Annotated in this window: 19 protein-coding genes and 2 pseudogenes; 12 read left to right on the top strand and 9 right to left on the bottom strand. The window is 62.0% G+C overall.

Annotated elements, in window-relative coordinates; all coding sequences use genetic code 11:
* Positions 1 to 82: 82 nt before the first annotated feature.
* From K3F48_RS04450 to K3F48_RS04460, 3 genes are read left to right on the top strand one after another with little or no spacing between them, the layout of a single operon-like run.
* Positions 83 to 1,333, top strand: a complete 1,251-nt coding sequence (locus K3F48_RS04450) for an SDR family oxidoreductase (RefSeq protein ID WP_222574213.1) — start codon at positions 83 to 85, stop codon at positions 1,331 to 1,333.
* Between the two features lie 3 nt (positions 1,334 to 1,336).
* Positions 1,337 to 1,807, top strand: a complete 471-nt coding sequence (locus K3F48_RS04455) for a DUF2269 domain-containing protein (protein WP_222574214.1) — start codon at positions 1,337 to 1,339, stop codon at positions 1,805 to 1,807.
* Between the two features lie 17 nt (positions 1,808 to 1,824).
* Positions 1,825 to 2,775, top strand: coding sequence for a DUF4166 domain-containing protein (locus K3F48_RS04460; protein ID WP_255608264.1), 951 nt, complete (start codon positions 1,825 to 1,827; stop codon positions 2,773 to 2,775).
* Positions 2,776 to 3,411: 636 nt separating this feature from the next.
* Here the strand turns inward: K3F48_RS04460 and K3F48_RS04465 are convergent.
* Together K3F48_RS04465 and K3F48_RS04470 are read right to left on the bottom strand one after the other, a co-directional pair.
* On the bottom strand, positions 3,412 to 3,948 hold the full coding sequence (locus K3F48_RS04465; RefSeq protein WP_255608266.1) for an RES family NAD+ phosphorylase: 537 nt from the start codon (positions 3,946 to 3,948) through the stop codon (positions 3,412 to 3,414).
* 89 nt (positions 3,949 to 4,037) lie between these two features.
* Positions 4,038 to 4,664, bottom strand: coding sequence for a helix-turn-helix domain-containing protein (locus K3F48_RS04470; RefSeq protein ID WP_222574216.1), 627 nt, complete (start codon positions 4,662 to 4,664; stop codon positions 4,038 to 4,040).
* A 255-nt stretch (positions 4,665 to 4,919) separates the two neighbouring features.
* Here K3F48_RS04470 and K3F48_RS04475 point away from each other — a divergent pair, with 255 nt between their 5' ends.
* The 3 genes and pseudogenes from K3F48_RS04475 to K3F48_RS04485 all read left to right on the top strand — a co-directional run bounded on the left by K3F48_RS04475 (position 4,920) and on the right by K3F48_RS04485 (position 8,379).
* Entirely contained in the window at positions 4,920 to 5,999 is a 1,080-nt protein-coding gene (locus K3F48_RS04475; protein WP_222574217.1) for a bifunctional nicotinamide-nucleotide adenylyltransferase/Nudix hydroxylase, read from the top strand.
* A gap of 60 nt (positions 6,000 to 6,059) precedes the next feature.
* The gene (locus tag K3F48_RS04480; RefSeq protein WP_222574218.1) at positions 6,060 to 7,445 is read left to right on the top strand and encodes a nicotinate phosphoribosyltransferase; all 1,386 of its coding nucleotides are present in this window, start codon (positions 6,060 to 6,062) and stop codon (positions 7,443 to 7,445) included.
* 219 nt (positions 7,446 to 7,664) lie between these two features.
* A pseudogene (locus tag K3F48_RS04485) lies at positions 7,665 to 8,379 on the top strand (transposase).
* Here K3F48_RS04485 and K3F48_RS04490 read toward each other — a convergent pair.
* Positions 8,376 to 9,188, bottom strand: coding sequence for a DUF3658 domain-containing protein (locus K3F48_RS04490; RefSeq protein WP_222574219.1), 813 nt, complete (start codon positions 9,186 to 9,188; stop codon positions 8,376 to 8,378). The pseudogene K3F48_RS04485 and the gene K3F48_RS04490 overlap by 4 nt on opposite strands.
* Before the next feature lie 522 nt (positions 9,189 to 9,710).
* Between K3F48_RS04490 and repA the strand changes: the two genes are divergently transcribed.
* From repA to repC, 3 genes are all read left to right on the top strand, one after another.
* Entirely contained in the window at positions 9,711 to 10,904 is a 1,194-nt protein-coding gene (gene repA, locus K3F48_RS04495; RefSeq protein ID WP_222574220.1) for a plasmid partitioning protein RepA, read from the top strand.
* Positions 10,901 to 11,887, top strand: a complete 987-nt coding sequence (gene repB, locus K3F48_RS04500; protein ID WP_222574221.1) for a plasmid partitioning protein RepB — start codon at positions 10,901 to 10,903, stop codon at positions 11,885 to 11,887. Before repA ends, repB begins: the two co-directional genes overlap by 4 nt.
* A gap of 211 nt (positions 11,888 to 12,098) precedes the next feature.
* Positions 12,099 to 13,433 carry a plasmid replication protein RepC gene (gene repC / locus K3F48_RS04505; RefSeq protein WP_222574222.1) on the top strand — a complete coding sequence of 445 codons (1,335 nt, stop codon included), beginning with the start codon at positions 12,099 to 12,101 and terminating at the stop codon, positions 13,431 to 13,433.
* 40 nt (positions 13,434 to 13,473) lie between these two features.
* On the opposite strand, the gene K3F48_RS04510 is transcribed toward repC, so the two are convergent.
* The 3 genes from K3F48_RS04510 to K3F48_RS04520 are packed head-to-tail and all read right to left on the bottom strand — an operon-like array spanning position 13,474 to position 15,120.
* Complete coding sequence (locus K3F48_RS04510) at positions 13,474 to 14,388, bottom strand: recombinase family protein (RefSeq protein ID WP_222574223.1); 915 nt, start codon at positions 14,386 to 14,388, stop codon at positions 13,474 to 13,476.
* Positions 14,389 to 14,431: 43 nt separating this feature from the next.
* Complete coding sequence (locus K3F48_RS04515; RefSeq protein WP_222574224.1) at positions 14,432 to 14,698, bottom strand: toxin-antitoxin system HicB family antitoxin; 267 nt, start codon at positions 14,696 to 14,698, stop codon at positions 14,432 to 14,434.
* Entirely contained in the window at positions 14,695 to 15,120 is a 426-nt protein-coding gene (locus K3F48_RS04520; RefSeq protein ID WP_222574225.1) for a putative toxin-antitoxin system toxin component, PIN family, read from the bottom strand. The genes K3F48_RS04515 and K3F48_RS04520 overlap by 4 nt, the downstream gene beginning before the upstream one ends.
* A gap of 325 nt (positions 15,121 to 15,445) precedes the next feature.
* Between K3F48_RS04520 and K3F48_RS04525 the strand changes: the two genes are divergently transcribed.
* Complete coding sequence (locus K3F48_RS04525; RefSeq protein ID WP_222574226.1) at positions 15,446 to 16,561, top strand: RHE_PE00001 family protein; 1,116 nt, start codon at positions 15,446 to 15,448, stop codon at positions 16,559 to 16,561.
* A gap of 275 nt (positions 16,562 to 16,836) precedes the next feature.
* Positions 16,837 to 17,928 (top strand): hypothetical protein, encoded by a 1,092-nt coding sequence (locus tag K3F48_RS04530; protein WP_222574227.1) that lies wholly within the window; start codon positions 16,837 to 16,839, stop codon positions 17,926 to 17,928.
* A 337-nt stretch (positions 17,929 to 18,265) separates the two neighbouring features.
* Here K3F48_RS04530 and K3F48_RS04535 read toward each other — a convergent pair whose 3' ends face one another.
* The gene (locus K3F48_RS04535; RefSeq protein ID WP_222574228.1) at positions 18,266 to 18,532 is read right to left on the bottom strand and encodes a helix-turn-helix transcriptional regulator; all 267 of its coding nucleotides are present in this window, start codon (positions 18,530 to 18,532) and stop codon (positions 18,266 to 18,268) included.
* 129 nt (positions 18,533 to 18,661) lie between these two features.
* Here K3F48_RS04535 and K3F48_RS04540 point away from each other — a divergent pair, with 129 nt between their 5' ends.
* On the top strand, positions 18,662 to 19,009 hold the full coding sequence (locus tag K3F48_RS04540) for a hypothetical protein (RefSeq protein ID WP_222574229.1): 348 nt from the start codon (positions 18,662 to 18,664) through the stop codon (positions 19,007 to 19,009).
* Here K3F48_RS04540 and K3F48_RS04545 read toward each other — a convergent pair.
* Both K3F48_RS04545 and K3F48_RS24805 read right to left on the bottom strand, forming a co-directional pair.
* Positions 18,970 to 19,380: a hypothetical protein gene (locus tag K3F48_RS04545; RefSeq protein WP_222574230.1), complete on the bottom strand. Its 411-nt coding sequence runs from the start codon at positions 19,378 to 19,380 to the stop codon at positions 18,970 to 18,972. The two genes, K3F48_RS04540 and K3F48_RS04545, sit on opposite strands and share 40 nt — an antisense overlap.
* Positions 19,377 to 19,793 (bottom strand): annotated as a pseudogene (locus K3F48_RS24805) (type II toxin-antitoxin system VapC family toxin). The gene K3F48_RS04545 and the pseudogene K3F48_RS24805 overlap by 4 nt, the downstream one beginning before the upstream one ends.
* Positions 19,794 to 19,796: the final 3 nt, after the last annotated feature.

Consider the following 19,796-nt stretch of genomic DNA (forward strand, 5'->3'; position numbering starts at 1 on the left):
GACAGCTATTCAGTGGCGCCGCCTTTGCCCATAGGTCTCCCGAAGGCGATGCTTTTTCGCCCCATTGCCGAGGAGAGCGATCTTGGCCCGCATTCTCATCATCGGCGGCAGCGGATTCATCGGACGGCATATCGCCGGCCGGCTTCGCGACCGCGGCCATAAAGTCGTCGCGGCCTCGGGCCGCGAGGTCGATCTCGCGCGCGACAGCGAAGCGCGGCTTCGCGACAAGGTCGCGAGCTTCGAGATCGTCGTCAATTGCGCCGGGCTCGTCCGCGACGACGGCGCCAACAGAATGGCGGCCGTCCATGCGGAGGGCGCCTGCAATCTCTTTCGCGCCTGCCTCGCCGCTGGCGTCGCGCGACTCATTCACATCTCGGCGCTCGGCGTCGAGAGCGACGGCGAGACGCTCTATCAGCGTAGCAAGGCAATCGCGGAGGAAACGCTCGCGGCGCTCGATCCAGAAGGCGCGCGCCTCGATTGGGGCATATTGCGACCGTCGCTCGTCGTCGGCCGCGGCGGCGCCAGCACGCGCTGGCTGCTCGCCACCGCCGTCCTGCCCTGTCTGCCGAGCTTCGGCGACGGCGCATGGCGCTTTCAGCCCGTGCATGTCGGCGATCTCGCCGAAGTCGCGGCGCGCATCGCGGAAGGCGCACCCTCGCCGCGTCGCCTCGATGTCGTCGGCCCGGAGCCGATGACGACGGATGCGCTGCTCGCGCTATTGCGCGAATGGCTCGGCCTGAAACCGACAGCTTTCTTTCGCGTGCCCTACCGCCTGTTTCTGCTTGCAGCGTCGATCGGCGGGCGCGTGTCGACCGGCCCGCTCAATCGCGAGGTGATAAAGCTTCTCTCGCGCGGCAATGTCGCCGATTGCGCGCCGATGACCGCGGCGCTCGGCCGGCCGCCGCGGCGCATTCACGACGCTCTGGCGCTGGAGCCGGCGTGCGAGGCGGACAGGCGGGCGGCGCGACTGTTCTTCCTGCCGCCCGTGCTGCGCTGGAGCCTCGGCCTGTTGTGGACCGCGACGGGCCTTCTCTCCTTCGGACTCTATCCGCAGGAGAAGAGCTATGCGCTGCTCGCCGAGATCGGCGTTCACGACGCGCTCGCCGACTTTGCGCTCTATGGCGGCGCGGCGGTCGATCTCCTGCTCGGCGTGCTGTTGCTGCTGCGCTGGCGCCCTGCCCTCGTCGGCGCCGCGCAGCTTTCGACAATGCTCGCCTTCACCATCATCGCGACGCGCCTGCCATCCGATTATTGGCTGCATCCTTTCGCGCCGCTCCTCAAGAATCTGCCGATCGCCGCCGCGATCCTCGTCATGATCGCATTGGAGGCCTGACCCATGCTCGATCCGCTCACTCTGAAGACGGCTCATATCGTCAGCTCGACGATTCTGTTCGGCACGGGACTGGGCACGGCCTTTCACGGCCTCGCGAGCAATATGCGCGGCGATCTGCGCGCCATCGTCGTCGGCAACAGAAATGTCGTGCTCGCCGATTGGCTGTTCACGACGCCCGCCGTCATCGTGCAGCCTGTCACCGGCGTGCTGCTCGCATTGGATCAGGGCTGGCCGCTCGATACGCCCTGGCTGCTCGCGGCTGTCGCGCTCTATCTCTTCGTCGGCGCCTGCTGGCTGCCGGTCGTGTGGCTGCAAATCCGCATGGCGCGCATCGCCGAGCATTGTTTCGAAAAAGACGCGCCGCTGCCGCCGATCTATAGAACATATTTTCGCTGGTGGTTCGCGCTCGGCTGGCCGGCCTTCACCGCGATGATCGCTATCTTCTGGCTGATGGTCGCCAAGCCGCAATTTTGAAAAAGATGGAGATGGACATGACCACTCTCTTCCGAGAACTGCTCGCCGAGCGTTTCGATCTCCTGCCCGCGCCCGTCCGCCATTTCCACACGCTCAAGCGCGAGCTCTTCACCGGCGGCCGCGCGAAAGTGTCCACAAAGAGCCGAAGCCTCGGCACCGCTTTGCTCTCCTTCGTCGCCGGTCTTCCGGCGACGGGCGAGAACGTCGAGACACATGTCCGCTTCACGCCGCTCCCTGGAAAACGGGAATTCTGGCGGCGCGATTTCGCCGGGCGGTGCTATGAGAGCGTCATGCAGGCGGCGCCGGACGGGCGCCTGATCGAGCATTTCGGCCCCTTCGATCTCTATTTCGATCTCACCGCCTCGCCCGCCGGCCTGCGCTGGTCGCTGGCCGAATGGCGCCTGCTGAAAATCCCGCTGCCGCGAGCGACGACGCCGATGATCGAATGTTTCGAGAGCGCAGAGGGCGAGCGCTTCGCCTTCGACATAGACGTCGTCTTTCCGATCGTCGGCCATGTCGTGCATTACAAGGGCTCGCTGACGGAGACGCCAGAGGATGCGCCGATCTTCGTCTATGACGGCGTCTGCGCCCTCTGCGACTGGACAGTTCGCTATGTTCTCGCAAATGAGATCACGCGGTCCATCCGCTTCGTCGCGATACAATCCGAGGAAGGGCGCGCTTTGGCGCGAAAGGCGGATATCGATCCGGACGCGCCCGAGAGTTTCCTCTTCATCGAGAACGGCCGCCTCATGAAGGACTCCGAGGCGCTGCTCGCGCTCGCCCGGCAATTGCGCGGACCGGCGCGCGCCGCCCCTCTCGCCCGCCTGCTGCTACGCTTCGTCGCCGATGCGCTCTATCGCCTCGTCGCGCACAACCGCTATCGCTGGTTCGGTCGGAAAGCCGCCTGCGCTCTCCCCACCTCGCGAACGCCCGGTGGTTGCGCGTTTACGAAGCTCTGGCGGACATGAGGGGCAAAGGGCCGGCAGTCGTTTATGCTCCCTTTGATCCGCGCGAGCTGCGCGAACATGCCGGGCTGACGCAGGTGGATATGGCTCTCTTCATGGGCATCAGCTGTCCGGTTATCGTAAATGGGAACAGGTTCAATGACCCCGACCGCCAGGTTGCTGCGCGCGACTGCAAGGGAGCCAGAAACCGTCAGAAGGGCGCTCGGCGCTTGACGCGAGCCGATTCCTCGCGGCGATTTGATTGGTAGCTCCCCGTTGAAAGCGCCGATCGTGCGGATTTCGATGTCCGAGAATTTGCGGGCGAAACAGCCATTTTCGAGATCGAAGAGCCCGCTCCTTTTGGCCGCGCCTGACCATTCCGCTTGGCCGGGGACGAGACGAAGGCCTCGAACTCGCCTGCAAAAGCTAGAAAGGCGGCTATTTGTGCGGCGCCTCGGCGGATCGAGCGCCGCCGATGGTCCCTGTAGAACCTGTCTTCAACCGTTCAGTTAATCATAGCCGTCGAGAGCGTCCGAGCGGCTGCGGTGACCTCGCCAGATTGCGTTCCGCGCGGGTCTCTCAGCACCGGAGTGAACTTCGGCCGATTTGGCAAGACGCGCCTCGAGCGTGGCAAAGACTACCGGCCTCTCCCTTTCTTTGTCAGCGCGGCGTCGGCGCGAGCGATTTTCCGTAGGCACCGAGGATATTGGCGACTTCGGGAAGCTGGTCGACGAGCCGCACGGCTGGTTCGGCGTCAAAGCGGGCCCCTGCCCGCTCGAAAATCGCTAGGCATATCTGGTCGGGATCGTGCCGTGAGCGGAAGGCGAGGCCATCCGGTGCGCCAGGATGCGCCCACAGCGCGTCGGCCCAGGCGCCGCAAGGCTCATAAGGTCCCGTCGAGATGGAATTGTCGAGGCCGAGAATCTGTAGCCCGGCGCTGTGCAACTGTACAATACGGAGTGCTCGCCGACAGCGCACGACGCTCGAAGCACGCGCTTCGATGTCGGCTTGAGCGACCATTTTCCTGCGTGGATTGCGTAACAAGGTCTCGACCAGCGCGCCGGCGAAGTGAAAGGCTACATAAAGCACGCCAAATGAGCCGGAAGCGCTGTCGAAACGATAGGTCGGCGGCTCTCCCGGACCTGGACCGAAGAATATCGGTTGATGCTCCGTTCGATGGACGCGGTGGAGCTCCATCCGAGCTGGCAGAACCTCGATCGGTAGCGCTGCAGTGGCGAGAGTAGCTGCCGGGAAAGCCGCGACACCCGAAGGGCCTCGGACCGGGCTCACGCGAAGCCGTCGCCTTGCTCGACCCGGGCCAGACGTTCCAGCTCTGGGGTCAGTCCCTCACGCCGCAGCCTTTGCATCGGCGTCTCGTTTCCGAGAGCTTCGTCGGGCGCCAACAGAAAATCCATCGCGACCCAAGGACCGGCTTTGGCGAAGACGTCGAGAAGCTTCGGCAGCCCGGCGACAACCGTCCCCTTGGCCTCGTCGAACTGGCAACGCGGATAGCGCCAATCGCCGCCCATGCGCACGGCGAGCAGCGCATTGGCGCGACGGCGCTTTTCGATCGCCTGCCGGCTGACTCCGAGCTGTTGCGCGACCTCGGTCGAGGAAAGCGTGCCTCCAGCGGCGTCGAGGATCTGGACGCGATGTTCCGCGTTCCGCGCCACGAGCGGGGCGAGCGGGTCCAGATCGACAAGCGAGGCTTCGGTGGTCGCGGTGTCCGCCAGCACGCGCGCGAGAGTGCCGAAACCGGTCGAGGCGGCGAGCGCTTCAGAGAGTATTTTCAGATCGGCATGCGCGGCAATCCGCGTGATGGTGTCCATGGAGCGACGGAGAAACGCCTCGCGCAAATGGTCGGCGCTCGTGGCGTCGCGGAAGGCGGTCTCGTGCGAAGATGGGGCTTTCATCGGCGCCTCGGTTGTCTTTAGGAGAATATAGCGTAGCGCATACGTGGTCAACCGCGGCTCGACCAACAGCGACCGAACCGACGATGCGCCCACGATGGAATTCGTTCTCCGGAGCTGGGTCGTCGCTTTGCCGCGCGATGATCGAGCCGAGAGGCTGGTCGCGACAAGGTCATTGACGGCCGCCCTAGCCTACGCCTAAGTTCCGCATGTCACGGGGAGTCCGAGACATCGAAATCTTTCAGGGGAGACCTGAACATGAGCGCATCGGCGCAAAAACACGATTATCTCGTGTTCATCGGGCGTTTTCAGCCCCTTCACAATGGCCATCTCCATGTCATGCGCCAGGCGCTCGCCGCTGGGCGCAAGCTCATCGTGCTGGTCGGCTCGTCGAATGCGGCGCGGTCGCCGCGCAACCCTTTCACCTATGAGGAGCGGCGCGACACGATCCTGGCCGCCCGCGGCGCGATCGAAGCTGCGCGCGATCGCATTCTCGTGCGGCCGCTGCCAGATTTTCTCTACAACGATCGTGCCTGGATCGCCCATGTCCAGCGCAGCGTCGACGAGGCCATCGCCGAGGACGGCAGCTCGGAACGAGCTTCGGTCGGCCTCATCGGCCACAGCAAGGACAAGTCTTCCTATTATCTGCGCATGTTCCCCAATTGGGATGCGGTCGATGTGCGGACGCAGCATGGCACGCTCAATTCGACCGATCTGCGCGAGGATTATTTGCGCCGCGCGCCGCGCATTCCCGACGCGCCGCTCTGTCCTGCGGAGACCAGCGAGTTTCTCACCCGCTTCATGCTGACAGACGCCTTCAAATGGCTGGTCGGGGAGACCGAGTTCTATCGCGACTACAAGGCCGCCTGGGGCAAGACGCCCTACCCTGTCTTCATCAATTGCGTCGATGCGGTCGTCGTTCAGTCGGGCCATATTCTCCTGGTGGAGCGCGCTCGCCGTCCCGGCGCTGGGCTGCTCGCCCTGCCCGGCGGCCATGTCGATCCCAATGAGAGCTTTCGCGACGCGGCTGTGCGCGAATTGAAGGAGGAGACCAAAATCTCCGACCAGAAGGGCGAAATCCCTCCGGCCATGCTCGCCTCCTTCATCGACGAGACCAAGACGCGGCTATTCGACCACCCCGACCGCTCCGAGCGCGGCCGTGTCGTGACCCAGGCCTTTCTCTTCGACCTTCCGGCGCGCAAGCCCATGTTCTCGGTTCGCGGCGACGACGATGCGGCGAGCGCATGCTGGCACGAGCTCGGCCGTCTGAGCGCCGACCAGTTTTTCGAGGACCACGCCGCCATCATCCGCGAGATGACGGGCGCGTTGATCGACTGATTTTTACTTTGGCGTTCGGGGAGTCCGGGCGCCGGTTTCGAGCTGGAGGAGATTCCAGACATGACTCGCATCAGCAGAATTCTCGACGCCGACAGCTACAAGGCCAGCCATTTTCTTCAATATCCGCCCGGGACGGAATTGGTCTCGAGCTATATCGAGTCGCGCGGCGGCGCCTTTGCGCAGAGCCTGTTCTTCGGCTTGCAGATCTATCTGAAGGATGTGCTGACGCAGCCGATCACGCGCGCCGACATAGACGAGGCGGAAGAGATGCTGCTCGAGCATGGCGAGCCTTTCAATCGCGCCGGTTGGGACCATGTGCTGAACGCCCATGGCGGCCATATGCCCGTGCGTATCGAGGCGGTTCGCGAGGGCAGCATGCTCCCGACCGGAAACGCGCTCGTGCAGATCGTCAACACGGACCCGCGCGTTCCATGGATCGTCTCCTATCTCGAGACCGCGCTTTTGCGCGCCGTCTGGTATCCTACGACGGTGGCGACGCGCTCCTGGCATTTGAAGAAGATCATCGACGCCGCCTGGCGTGAGACTTCGGACGCGCCACAGGGGCGTTTGGTTTTCGCTTTGCATGATTTCGGCGCGCGCGGCGCCTCGAGCAGCGAGAGCGCTTCGATCGGCGGCCTCGCCCATCTCGTCAATTTTCGTGGCACTGACACGCTCGCGGCGCTCGCCCTGGCGCGGCGCGTCTATCGCGAGCCCATGGCCGGCTTCTCGATCCCGGCGGCGGAACATTCGACGATTACCTCATGGGGCCGCGAGCGCGAGACCGACGCCTACGCCAATATGCTGCGCAATTTCGGCGGCGCGGGAAAGGTCGTCGCGGTCGTCTCCGACAGCTATGACGTCTATCACGCGACGGCGGAGATTTGGGGCGGCAGCCTCGCCTCGCAGGTTCGCGAAACGGGCGGAACGCTGGTGGTGCGTCCCGACTCCGGCGATCCGACCACGACTCCGGTGGAGATCGTCGAAATCCTCGCCGAGAAATTCGGCGCCGGGACCAACTCCAAAGGGTTTCGCGTGCTACCGGATTACGTCCGCGTCATTCAGGGCGACGGCGTCGACGAACTCTCGATCGCCGCGATCCTCGCCAATCTGCGCGCGAAAGGTTTCGCAGCGGACAATATCGCATTCGGCATGGGCGGCGGGCTGCTGCAGAAGCTCGATCGGGACACGCTCAAATTCGCGATGAAGACGAGCGCCGTCCGCATCGGCGGTGAATGGATCGATGTGTTCAAGCGGCCGATCGGCGATCCCGGCAAGGCATCGAAGAAAGGCCGCCTCGCGCTGGTCCTCAGGGACGGCGCGCCTCGCACCATTCGCGCGGAGGAGCGCCGTGAGGGAGAGGAAAATCTGCTCGACGAGGTTTTCGTTGACGGCCACTTGACTCGTGACGAACGCCTCGAGGACATTCGTCGTCGATCCTGGCGGTGAACTGCGAACAGCTCATGGATGTTGCGAGCTAGCAACATCCATGAGCGCTCTCGGGCTCGCTTTTGATGGGCCCCGTTGGTCGGTCACGAGCAGATTGTCTCCAAATGTTGCGAGCTCGCAACGTTCCTAAGCCGGCACCTTGGCAACCTAGTGGATCGAACCTGACATTTGAGTCCCACAAGGGATACCCGGCTCTCGCGGGATGTGAGAGTCTGCGCGATGCGCGCAGGGAGAACTCTCTCCATTTGGTCCGCCGATGTTCGTCGGCTCAAAGCCCCTCATCCGGGACCGCAACGCGCCGCAGAAGCACGTCTGGCGGGCTGAGATCGTGCTTTTCACCACCGATGGCGTCGGCACGAACGAGATCATGCGGCGAACGGGCAAATCCAAAATTTGCGTCTGGCGCTGGCAAGAGCGGTACATGGAGGAAGGGTTCGAGAGTTTGCTTCTCGACAAGACGCGCCCCTCACGCATCAAGCCGCTCGGGGCTGAGGCGGTGCTCGACGCCACGGTGATCGGTGGCAATATGCAGCGCCATCGCCATCAGGAGTTCATCCGCTTTCTGAGCGCCATCGCGGAGTAGGTTCCGGCGGGAAAGACGATCCACGCCATTCTCGACAATTACGCAGCTCATAAGCATCCGAAAGTCCGCCATTGGCTCGGCCCCCATCTGCGGTGGACATTCCATTTCACGCCAACATCCGCCTCGTGCCTCAACGCCGTCGAGGGCTTCTTCGCGACCCTCACAAAGCGCAGACAGAAGCGCGGCGTCTTTCGGTCGGTCACCGACCTTCAAGCCGCAATCGAGCTCTTCCTCGACGAGCGAAATCAGCAGTCCCAGCCATTCATATGGAGAGCCGATCCCAACAAAATCATTGCCGCAGTACGGCGCGGGCATCGAGCGTTAGATTCGATCCACCAGCGAGGCATTTAGCGAGGCGGGGCCTCACTGCGGCGGACAAGGGTGCTCCGCATCTCCGTTCCGTCTCCCGTGATCTCCAGGATGCCTGCCTCTCCGAGCGCCCGAACGCGCGCCCACAGCAAAAGATCGCTGGGCCATCGGTCAAGCGGGCGAGCGTTCAGCTTTGACATCGTGGTTGCAACGACGAGCGCTCCTTTCTGCCAATCGCAGCTTGTGCAAGAAACGATAGCGTCGTCGAAGTGGGTGATTGGCGCGGACACGAGCCCGGTCTCGTCAACGACCCGGAGCGGAGCATTCTCCTGCCTGAGCCGGCGCCACATCTCCCGGAAGACCTCGATTTTGTCCGGCCGCAATACCTTCTGCCGATCGAATAATCGAGCCTCGACGATATGATCCGGCGGAACGAGACCAAGAGATGCTGCGGCGATGATGGTCCCGCCGTTATTGGCGTATTCGAGACCGGTGAAAACAATGACCCGGAATGGCGCGGCGCCCCTTCGCCAGACGAATTCGAGAAAGCCAGAATATTCTGCGGCGTCGAGTCGGGACACCCAGACAACCGGAAGAGCGGCTGAAGAAGCGGCCTCGGCCCAAAACTGATCGGCCATTTGGATGACCTCCCCAAAGTCCAAACCGAGTTCATTCTCGATCCAGGCATGCCGCAAACGCGCGCTCGGCGGATCGATCGGGCCGAAACTGAGATTGTCAGGAAAACCGAGGACGTGTTCGTGGCGACCGATCCGGCTGAATGCCTGCCTGACGCTCCCAGCAGCGGACATGTTGAAAATTACATGCGTCGAAGGCTTATCGCCGATTGTCATAGCAGCCTCACTAATGAACTGCCCGCCACTTTGTGGATGCTTCGAATGCCAACCAGCGGGGCGCCCTCGTCTAGGCCCTGCGTCGACTCGGTTCGGCCAAGAAGCCACGTGAGAGGTTCTTTGTAATTGGAATACGACGAACGCCGCTTCAGAGTCGAGGACCGGCAGCGACGTTAACTAGGCGCGAATGTCAGCTTAAGATTCTTCAACTGACCGAACTGGCCAGTCTGCTCTCTGTTTGCTTCAGTCGATTGGGCGCGGCTGGCGGAAAGGCCGTTCAGCGTCGACTCCGCTTCGTCAGATCGGGAACCACACCACTCCGGAGATCCGCGGCGATAGCATCAGCATCACTCACCCGGGGCGGTGGCAATTTCAGACGAAACATGCTGCGCTTCCGAGAGTTGGGCTTGCTTGTCAATTTTCGTTAACTCTTTTTTTCTTGCCGTTCTCGACAGAATCGGCAACCCTGACGGTGTTCCTCATCGAACGACGTCGAATCCGTCATACGGGAATTTGGACCACATGGACGCTATGTCGGATACGACGGCGAAAATTGATCGGTTCACAGCCGCTCTCTCTCAGGAGCTGCTGTCGCTGCGAACTCGGCTATATCCTCCGTCGTCCCAAAAAGCGTTCGGACGGACGTTCTCGACAAACGATCTCGTGCGCCTCCTCAAGGTTCCCGAATCGACCCTCCGATCGCTTACGCTGGAAGGCAAGGGACCTCAACCTGCACGCCTTGATAACAATCGGCGTGTCTACACACTTCAACAGGTCTCCGAGCTGCGGTCCTATCTCGCTGAGGTCAGGCCAGAGGACGCCCTCGCCCTCAAACCTTGGAGGCGGCCGAGCGAGCCACTTCAAATCGTCACCTGCACGAACTTTAAAGGCGGATCCTCCAAGACTACCTCGAGCATCCATCTAGCCCATTATCTTGCAATCCAAGGCTATCGCGTGCTCTGCGTGGACCTCGACCCGCAGGCTTCGCTCACGAGTCTCTTCGGCCTGCAACCCGAATTCGACGTCGGCCCCGACGAAACTGCTTACGCCGCCATTCGATACAATGACCACAAACCCTTTCGCTCAGTCATTCGGGACACCTACATCCCAGGCGTCTCGATCGTGCCTGGCAACCTCGAATTGATGGAATTCGAGCACGATACCGCACGTGCGCTCGCATCGCGTGAACGCGACGAGCTCGGCTTGTTTTTCATGCGACTGAAAAAATCGATCGACCAAGTCGCTCGAGATTTCGACATCGCGATTCTCGATACGCCGCCTAATCTCGGGTTTGGCACTCTCGCTGGTCTCTTTGCCGCTACAATCCTCATCATCACGGTCCACCCGGCGATGCTGGATGTTGCGAGCATGAATCAATATCTGATTATGCTTCGAGATCTGGCCGATGAGCTCGCACGGAACGGTGCCCGGCTCGAGCAGAATTGGATACGTTTTCTCGTCACGCGCCATACGCCCAGCGACGGGCCACAAGCACATATCGTTGGGCTACTGAGACACCTTTTCGACGAACACGTCTTCGTTTCGACGGCGCTCGAAAGCACAGCCGTCGCTGCGGCCGGTCTCGCGAAGAAATCGCTCTACGAACTCGAGCCCGGCGATGTGCCGCGAGAATCTTGGAAGAGGGCGCTCGAGAGCATGGATAGCGTGAACGCAGAAATTCTGGCGCTCATCCACAAATCATGGGGGAGAGCTTGAAGAGACCTTCCATTCTGAGCAAGCTCGGATCCACCGAACCTGCCATCGACCCGCCGCAGCTACACAGCGTGGCGTCCCAACCACGTCAACGCGTCGTTTCCACAGCGATCACCGGGCTGAGTCGCAGCCTCGACGATCTCACAGCGGATTCCGTCACGACTCTGGACGCCGGCCTTATCGATCCATCCCCCTTTGGCGATCGCCTCGAGCAGGATCAAGAGGCGTTCAATTTGCTCGTCGCTTCGATCGAAGCAGAAGGCCAAAAAATCCCCGTTCTGGTCCGACCGCACCCGAAAAAGGACGGCAGGTATCAGCTCGCATACGGCCATCGCCGCCTTCAGGCTCTCAAGTCCCTTGACCGAAAGGTTCGCGCTTTCATTCGACCGCTGACTGACGCCGAGCTGATCCTAGAGCAAGGCGCAGAAAACGGAGGCCGAGAAGCGCTGACATGGATCGAACGCGCGCTTTTTGCAAAGGAAATGGAAGCACAAGGACTCACTTCGAAAGCGGTTTGGACGACGCTCGGCGTCGATAGAACGGGGCTCTCGAAAATGAGATCCGTCGTCGAAGCCGTCCCCCGCGATATCATTAGAGCAATTGGACGCGCTCCCGGCGTCGGACAGCCGCGATGGCAAGACCTCGCAAGCGCTTTTTCCACAGAAGGCGCCATCGATAGGTCTTCTACCGTCATAGCACGCAGCACTTTCGCCAGCATGGCGTCCGATCAGAGATTTCTCGCTGTTCTGAAGGCTCTCGACGAGGGGCGGGCCTCGGCGACATATGTCGAGCGTAAGGAGATCACTAGTTCGACAGGCAAACAAATCGCCTATGTGTCTTGGACAGCCAAGGGCCACACCTTCGCTATTCATAAAAGTGAAAGTCAGTTCTCGACATGGCTGACCGAGAACTTGCCGGACCTATACAAACGGTTTCAGGAAGGGAGCGCGTCGGAACCGCCCGATGTTGCGAACTCGCAACATTGAGATATCGAAGCCAGCCGAACCTGACTGACGAGTTCAAGCTCAACTGAAACTTCGGAGATACCGCAAAAGAAAAAGGCCCCCGAAACGTCTCCGTCCCGGAAGCCCTTCTCAAAGTCTGACACCTTAGAGAATCCCACTTCCGCGAATCACTGTCAAGAGTCGGCGCGATTTCGGCGAGCGGATTTCTTTTGCCTGAACGAGGCAAAGGATCATGCAGACACGTCCAACGACGCCCTTTGGGCGGCGGCCGCTGTCGCTCGCCATGGTGGCGAGCCAGGCCGCGACCGAGAGTTTCTCCGCAAAGCCCGGCGCATCGGAGACCGTCGTCCACAAATGGCGATTGTTTCGGGCGCTCACCGAAGCCAAAGAGCCGCTAGGCGTCACCGAGCGCGCGCTATCAGTATTGCACGCGCTGCTGAGCTTCCATCAGGAGACTGCTCTCACTTTGTCGGCGAATGATTCGAAGTCGGCGGACGCGGGATCTGCCAACGCCGGCATCATCGTGTTTCCCTCGAACAAGGAACTTTCGATCCGCGCCCATGGCATGGCGCCGGCGACTCTGCGCCGGCATCTCGCCTGCCTCGTCGATGCCGGGTTGATCATCCGCCGCGATTCCCCGAACGGCAAGCGCTTCGCTCGAAAAGGGCAGGGGGGCGCTATCGAGGACGCTTTTGGCTTCGACCTCGCTCCGCTCGTCGCGCGCGCCGTTGAAATCGAGAATCTCGCCGAGGAGGTGCGGGCCGAAAACCGCGCGATCGCGCTGCTGCGCGAACGGATCACGCTCACCCGCCGCGACATCGTCAAGATGATGGAGACCGGCTTGGAGGAGCGTGTCGCAGGCGACTGGGATGATGCGCACCAGCGCTATGCGGCGCTCTCTGGCCGTTATGGGCGCGGGCTTTCACATGGCGATCTGGAGGCTTTGGTCGGCGAGTTCGCCGCGCTGGCGGCCGAAATCCACAAGCTGTTGGAAGCTCACGTAAAAGCTCAGAATATAAGCGGCAATGAGTCTCAAACTGAGCGGCACATACAGAATCAAACCACAAATATTTCTGATCTTGAACCTAGCCTTCGAGAAGGCAGGGCCGATCCGTCCGAGCCAAATCTCGAAGAGGGTAGAGTTCCGATCGAGTGGAGCCCTGAAGCATCCTCGGATTGTTCTCGACCTGTCGATCCAAAGCCACAGCTTCGAACCTATCCGCTCGGCATGGTGCTGGATGCCTGTCCCGACATTGTCGATTACGGCAGGGGCGGCGAGATTTCCTCGTGGCGAGACTTGGCGGCGGCCGCGGCGATAGTGCGCTCGGCGCTCGGCGTTTCGCCGGACGCTTGGGCGCAGGCCTTGGAGGTCTTGGGCGAGCATGACGCATCGATCGTCATCGCCGCGATCCTGCAACGCGGCGATGAGATCAAGAGCGCCGGCGGTTATCTCCGCGTCCTGACCGAAAAGGCGCGGGCAGGGGAGTTCTCTCTCGGGCCGGTGCTGATGGCGCTGTTGCGTGGCAAGGCCGCAAAGGCGGCGCGAGAACGCAAGAAAACGGGGTGACGTGGGGATGGATTTTCACGAGCCTCGGCAGTCCGCTCGATCACAGCGTTTCGGCGTCGAGCAATCGGAGCTTTTCTGCGCGGTCGATCAGGCTTTTGACGGAGGAGGGCGACCATCGGGCTCCGCCGCGCGGCGTGCGCTCATACATGGCTTCGAGCTGCGCGCCGATTTGCGCGAGCGTCAGATCGGGATTGGCGCGTTTGATCCCGGCGACCAGTGTGACCAGGCGTTCGCTGCTGATCTTTCGGCTCGCGGCTTGATGAAGGAGGCTGGGCTCGATCAAGCCTTCGGCGACGAAGCATTTGACCGCGCGCTTCAGGCGTTCGACGGTCCACTGGGGCAGGGGAGCGCCGCTGGAGCTATCGCGCTTGGCGTTGAGCACGCGCACGACATCCTGCCAGCGGTGATCCGGGCGCATTTGCTTGACGACCGGCAGCCAATGTTCGGCTGTTCGATTGACGCGCGCGAAATAGTTCGCGGCCTTGGCGTCGACGATACGCTGGATGGCGTCGCGGTCGCCGGCGCGGAGCTTGGGATTGCCGCCGATGCGGCCGCGCTTTTTGGCGGCGCGCAAGCCGTCTTTGGTGCGCTCCTGAATCAGGGCGCGCTCCAACTCCGCCACGGCGCCCAGAACCTGCAGGGCGAAGCGGCCTTGCGGGGTCGTCGTGTCGATCGGATCGGCGAGCGATTTGAAATGCGCGCCCTTGGCGTCGAGCTCGGCGATCACGGCCAGGAGATGCGACAGTGAGCGCGCCAATCGGTCGAGCCGCGCGACCACCAGCACGTCGCCGCGGCGCACTCGCGCCAGCGCCTTGGCCAGTTCCGGCCGCGAGGCTTTCGCCCCCGACATATGCTCGCGAAAAATCTCGACGCAGCCGGCCGCCTTCAGCACATCGGTCTGGGCGTCCGTGACCTGGTCCTCGGTCGAGACACGGGCGTAGCCGATCAGCGGCATGGATCAGGTGATCGTCTTCGAGAAGACCAACGGAGTCTTTTCTTCACGACGAAGCCCAATCGGGGGGCAACTCGTCGCCGGGATCCGGCGCGCGATCGGGAGCATGCCGAAGGATCTCCGACAAACCGGAACCGCTCGCGTTTCCAGCCCGACGCTTCAGGAACTCGGCCGTCGTTTCGACGACGCCGATTTTCTGGGCGACCGCTGTCGCAATCCATTGATTCAGCGAAACGCCATCCTGCTTCGCGAGCCTGGCCGCTTCCTTTTTGAGGGAGGTCGGCAGCTTTAAGGGATAGGTCGCTTTGCTCATTTTCTGATCCTTTCCAGCAAGGCGCCGGGCGTCAAAACGGGAATCTGGAATTTTGAGACCGCTTGGTGGAAGTCGCGCACATTATGCGTGACGATACTGTCGGCCCTTCCATTCAACGCGACCTCCAAGACCATTTCGTCGGCAGGGTCCGACAATTGCGGCCGCCGGCTGAAATGAGGCTCGACCGGTTCGCACAGCGCTGCCAGCTCTTTAAGCGCTTTCGAAACCGCGCTCAGATCGAGCCCATGAACCTCCCGCTGTTCCGGTCTTTGCAGAACGTCCTCGTATTCGAGGAACAAGGCCGTCGAGACGAGCGGGATAAGGCGCCGCTTCGCCACAAGGTCTAAAATGACGAAACTCGCGCCGCGCGAGCTGCGGAATGCCGAGACGACGACTGAGGTGTCGAGAACGAGGCGCTTCATGGCTCCGTATAATACATCCTATGGGATGTGTCACCGACCGAAATTCCAAAATTGTAAGACATGATAAAACGGTCGTTTGAAAACGTATCCGAAGGCCAAAGTTCGCCGCCGCAGCATTGCTGCCGAGCCCCGAAAGGCTGGAAAAATAGCGCTTTTCGTCGATTTGCGGGCCGAAAGCCCGCCTTCGGAGCCGTCCCGAGGCTTGCTTTCGGCGGCTGCGGCGATACATTTCGGCTTCGGTCGACGAAAGAGAAAAAAGTATCGTCTATCACTCAAGTTAAAATCGAGATAGCTTGATAATTGTCTTGATCTGCACGGAATTAAAATGGGGTTAGATCTTCCCGCTTCTATTTCATACGAGCGCTTGCAACGGCCCTTCGACAGCGCGTCGGACGCCCTCGCGCGTTTCGACGAACGGCTTCGCTCCAGTCCGGTCGCCGAAGCGTTCGTTCTTCGCGCGCATTTCCACGATGCCTGCGCCGCCTTGTGGCGCGCGGGCGAATTCGTGCAGCTCGAAGACCTCGTGCTTCATGACGCTGGAACGGACGTGCGCACGCCGACGCACGAACTCGTGCGAGCCCATGCCATACTGTTGACACGCCGTGGCATAGCCGATCGCGAACCGGCGTGGGCGTTGACGACCGATGGCCTCGCCAGTCTACGCGGCGCATGGAGACCACAAAGCGTGGCGTGCGAGCCGACCAATGCTTCGCGCGCCATGGACGAAGCGGCGGATGGGGAGCTGGATGATGAGGACGGCGAGACGATCATTACAGGAGAATTCGACGAGATCGATGAATTGCTGGCGCGAACGTCACGTGTGATAGAGCGAAGCGAGCCGGCGCCTCTGAAGCGGGACGACTCTGGTTTGGTTTACGACGAAGATTGGGACGAGGAGGCCCGCCTCGCGGAGTGGCGCGAGTGTCTGGGCCGCACCCAGAACCTTCCGCCTTTGATGGCGGCGAGCGTCGCGCTCGATGCTTGGGAGGAGATCGAGCCGTTACAGCGCAGCGCTTGGCTCGGCCCCTTGCTCGCCGCGGCCTTGCTACGTTCCCGCGGAAAGACGCGGCACTGTCTCACAGCGCTGCATTCGGGATTTCGACAGGCCAAATATCGCCGAGTTGGACGAGATGACTTTGAATCTCGATTGCTCGCTTTCGCGTGTGCAATCGAAACGATGGCGAAGGCGGACGCGAAGGAACTCGACAGATTGACGCTCGCGCGCGAGCTCCTGCTCAGAAAATGCAAAGGCCGAAGAGCGAATTCCAGAATGACGCAGCTCGTCGATTTGTGTCTTGCTTCGCCGGTCGTCACTGTCCCTTTCGCCGCCAAGGAACTTCGGGTCTCGCAACAAGCCGCCACCACGATGATCGGCGAACTCTCGTCGAACCTTCGCGAGTTGACCGGGCGTGGGCGATACAGGGCTTGGGCTGTTGTCTGAGGAAAGGGAACGCAATAGTCGCACGCGTGGCCGGCGAGATCATGTCTGGCCGACCCCGATTGGAGTAGACGGTGCGTTCCGCTCAGGCGTCCCTACGACATCGTCTGAATGGCGGTGGAAGACGAGGGGGTGCTGCTGCGCCCGAGTTCGACGCTGAGGATGGACATCGATCGGCGGATTGGTGAATCTGAGCTCTGCACGTCCGGCCCGTCGGGGACGGGTCTTCGATCGACGCGCCAGACAGTTCCGCGCGACCTGGGAGAAAGGCGCTTGTCATGACCCTCGAGCCGGTTCGCTTGCCCGACGCCGCGACGGTCGCGGCGGTGCTCGCGGGGCTGACGCCGGCGACGGGCGACGCCGATCTCGCTTCGACACTCAGCCGCGCGTTTCCAGGATTTTCTTTCGCGATCGCCGCGATCGACGACCCCTATTGGCGCGACACGCGGACCGTCGTGGCCGGCGACGGGACGCGGATCCGCGACCACCGCGCCTGGATCACCCGGGAAGTGGCCGCGCTGGATGGAGATCTGACGCAATTCTGGGCGCGCCATCGCTCTGGCGATCTTCGATTTGCCGAATGGCGCGGCGCCAGCGTGTTCGCCTGCGCCGCGACCGGCCCGGGCGTCGCCGATTATGTGCAGATCGCGCTCGGCCGCGAGGTCGAATGGCTGGCCGGGCCGATCGTCGATCCGGACTTTCGGCCCCATAGCCTCGACGATCTCCTGGAGCCGTCCTGGGTGTCCCGGGATGCCCCAATGAATTTCGCTCCCTTGGCGGGGCCGGTCTATCGGCTGCTGGGCCATACGAGCGGCGCGGTCGTGCATCTGCGCAGCTTCCTCGGCCGCTGCGCACGGATCGAGCGCGACCGACGGGAGGCGCTCCGGCCGGAGCTGGAGACGCGAGTCATCCGCGAGATCGGTCCCGACGGCTCGCGGAATGTCCCATTCCTCGACGCCACGCCGGACTGGTTCGACGTCGCGCCACGCGAGCTTCGCTTCTTCGAGGATTGGGAGCGCTCGAGCTCGGCGTCCGAGCGGGTCTACGACCACTGGGCGCTCGAGATCCGCGATTACGAGTATTGTGGCGAGCGGGAGGTCGGCTTCGTCCCGCGGCCGCGGCGCTTTCCGTCGGAGCGCTTGCTCGCCGACCCGACGCTGTCGGCGCCGAGGCTCATGGAGCGCGCCGACGCCATCGACCGCGAGATGGGCTGTCCGTTCGCTTGGTTTTTCCTGATGGCGCACGGCTACTGGGTCGATCCGGATGTCGGACACGCGATCGCGGCGGGCTTGCGCGAGCAGCGCGTCCGACTGCCGGATCGCGACGCGCGCGTCTTGCTGCGCTGGGACGACGCCCGTTACACATTCTGAGTGACTGAACCGGCGAATTGACGCGGACGTTCGAGTTCTGCCTGAAAAGTGGGTGTCGGAGGCGATGAGAAAATGGGGTGGGCGCCTCGACTCGACGTAATGCCGAAGTCGAAGGAGCCCGAAAGGAGACGATGCGCGCCGCGCTGCACGGGTCCGCGTGGAATACCGTTTCTGCGGGGTTGCTCGAGATGCGAGCGGTTTCGGGCTTGCGGCGGCATCGGGTCGATCAAGACGTGCGCAGGGAGCGCGCGATCTCGCGGAGAGTGCAATATGTTGGCCCGAGGTAACGAAAATGCTTTTCTTGAATGTTGAACCCGGTCCTCCTTGAATGGCGGGCCTAGGCCTTCCTCCCAGTTGTCCGACCGTAGGCTTGTAAAATGAATTGAGCGAATATCGAAGTTGGGTCGAGGCCCATAGCGTCCGCGAATTCGATGAATTCGACGACGTCCATACGACGCTCTCCGCGCTCGCACTTCGAGACGAAGGATTGCGTCTGACCGATTCGATCGGCGAGTTCGGTCTGAGTGAGCCCAGCGCGTTCTCGCGCAGAGATCATCAGAGCCAGAAGATCCTTGTAGGGCTTGCTGTGGACCGAGCGGCCCATGCCGGGCTGCTCCGGTCGGTGAAGGCAGCTCCGAATAAAGTCCCTTTCGGACTAGTCCAAAATCGACTATATTCACCCTGCTCATTACGGCGATCTCCGACACGGGCTGCCCGCCGCGGAGAGGAAGTGATGTTTTTTGATCGCCCGAGCGAAAGTCTCCCGGGTGGTTCAGCGACCTTGTTGTCGCGCGCTCGTAGCCAGCACGGCCCCGACGCCTTGCACGCGGGAGAGATCATTGTGAACGGACGGATAGTTTTGGCCGATCTGGATCGACCCGGCGAGCCGCTCGAAGTCGAAGTCATCGCGATGGACGAATTCGTCCTGAGCCTTTCGGTGCCGAATACCAATGTTCAATTCCGGTTGTTCCGTCGCGCCCGTGGCGCGGCATATGAGGGAACACTCGGCGGAAGAAGCTTCTGCTTCACGCCATCGCGACCTCAGATGCAAGCCGCCGGCGATGCGAAGGCGAGGAAATAATCGCGCGCGAGCTGATCTGCTATCGTGCAGCGTGACATCGAAGTCGATCCCAGCTGCGACTGATCGACGTTTTCTTCGAAGAGCGGACAGGCGCGGAATGATTGTTCAGAGTGCCGCGAGTCAGTCATCATTTTCTGTCCGCATGCGAGGCGCGAGCGCCGCTTCCGACCCTGGTCACGCCATCTTCCGCGACGATGTCGCGCCAGCGCGCCGTCCGGCAGCTTGCCCTCCTCGAGCTTGCGCTCGGCCAGCATCTTGAGGAACAGCGGATAGGTCAGCTCGGTGACATATTGCGGATAGGTGATGCCGTCCTTGCGCAGGACCGCGCAGAGGCGCCAGAGCTTGTTGACGAGGTCGGACGTGGGATTCATTTTCTGGCTGAGAACGTGAAGGGATCGAACAAAGTAATGTCGTAGCGGGCGAAATCTTTGGCGTTTCTGGTGACGACGATGAGGTCGTGGATTTTTGCCGTGGCGGCGATCAACGCGTCTTCGTAGCAGTGATCCGGCCGGGCGTGCATCCAGCGGGCGTGAAGGCGGAAAATCTTGGCGTCGATGGGGACGACCGCGAAAGTCTGCTCGATCTGATCCGCCTAATTTTCGATTTCTTCGGCTTTTTCCAGATTGCGTGAGCGCAGCTTCTCGACGCCCGCCTGGATTTCGCCGAGCGTGAGAGCGGAGAGGCGCAAGCTGGAATCGGGGACGGATTCGAGCCAGGCGAGGACCGCGCCATGGGGCTTCGCTCGTCGCAGCTCCGAGACGACATTGGTGTCGAGGAGATACATCGA

The sequence above is a fragment of the Methylosinus sp. Sm6 genome (assembly GCF_019802345.1).
GTDB lineage: Bacteria > Pseudomonadota > Alphaproteobacteria > Rhizobiales > Beijerinckiaceae > Methylosinus.

Coding starts and splice junctions, on each gene's coding strand:
- K3F48_RS04455 (WP_222574214.1), top strand. CDS start 1,337: ATGCTCGATCCGCTCACTCTGAAGACGGCTCATATCGTCAGCTCGACG.
- K3F48_RS04460 (WP_255608264.1), top strand. CDS start 1,825: ATGACCACTCTCTTCCGAGAACTGCTCGCCGAGCGTTTCGATCTCCTG.
- K3F48_RS04465 (WP_255608266.1), bottom strand. CDS start 3,948: ATGGAGCTCCACCGCGTCCATCGAACGGAGCATCAACCGATATTCTTC.
- K3F48_RS04470 (WP_222574216.1), bottom strand. CDS start 4,664: ATGAAAGCCCCATCTTCGCACGAGACCGCCTTCCGCGACGCCACGAGC.
- K3F48_RS04475 (WP_222574217.1), top strand. CDS start 4,920: ATGAGCGCATCGGCGCAAAAACACGATTATCTCGTGTTCATCGGGCGT.
- K3F48_RS04480 (WP_222574218.1), top strand. CDS start 6,060: ATGACTCGCATCAGCAGAATTCTCGACGCCGACAGCTACAAGGCCAGC.
- K3F48_RS04490 (WP_222574219.1), bottom strand. CDS start 9,188: ATGACAATCGGCGATAAGCCTTCGACGCATGTAATTTTCAACATGTCC.
- repA (WP_222574220.1), top strand. CDS start 9,711: ATGGACGCTATGTCGGATACGACGGCGAAAATTGATCGGTTCACAGCC.
- repC (WP_222574222.1), top strand. CDS start 12,099: ATGCAGACACGTCCAACGACGCCCTTTGGGCGGCGGCCGCTGTCGCTC.
- K3F48_RS04510 (WP_222574223.1), bottom strand. CDS start 14,388: ATGCCGCTGATCGGCTACGCCCGTGTCTCGACCGAGGACCAGGTCACG.
- K3F48_RS04515 (WP_222574224.1), bottom strand. CDS start 14,698: ATGAGCAAAGCGACCTATCCCTTAAAGCTGCCGACCTCCCTCAAAAAG.
- K3F48_RS04520 (WP_222574225.1), bottom strand. CDS start 15,120: ATGAAGCGCCTCGTTCTCGACACCTCAGTCGTCGTCTCGGCATTCCGC.
- K3F48_RS04525 (WP_222574226.1), top strand. CDS start 15,446: ATGGGGTTAGATCTTCCCGCTTCTATTTCATACGAGCGCTTGCAACGG.
- K3F48_RS04530 (WP_222574227.1), top strand. CDS start 16,837: ATGACCCTCGAGCCGGTTCGCTTGCCCGACGCCGCGACGGTCGCGGCG.
- K3F48_RS04535 (WP_222574228.1), bottom strand. CDS start 18,532: ATGGGCCGCTCGGTCCACAGCAAGCCCTACAAGGATCTTCTGGCTCTG.
- K3F48_RS04540 (WP_222574229.1), top strand. CDS start 18,662: ATGTTTTTTGATCGCCCGAGCGAAAGTCTCCCGGGTGGTTCAGCGACC.
- K3F48_RS04545 (WP_222574230.1), bottom strand. CDS start 19,380: ATGAATCCCACGTCCGACCTCGTCAACAAGCTCTGGCGCCTCTGCGCG.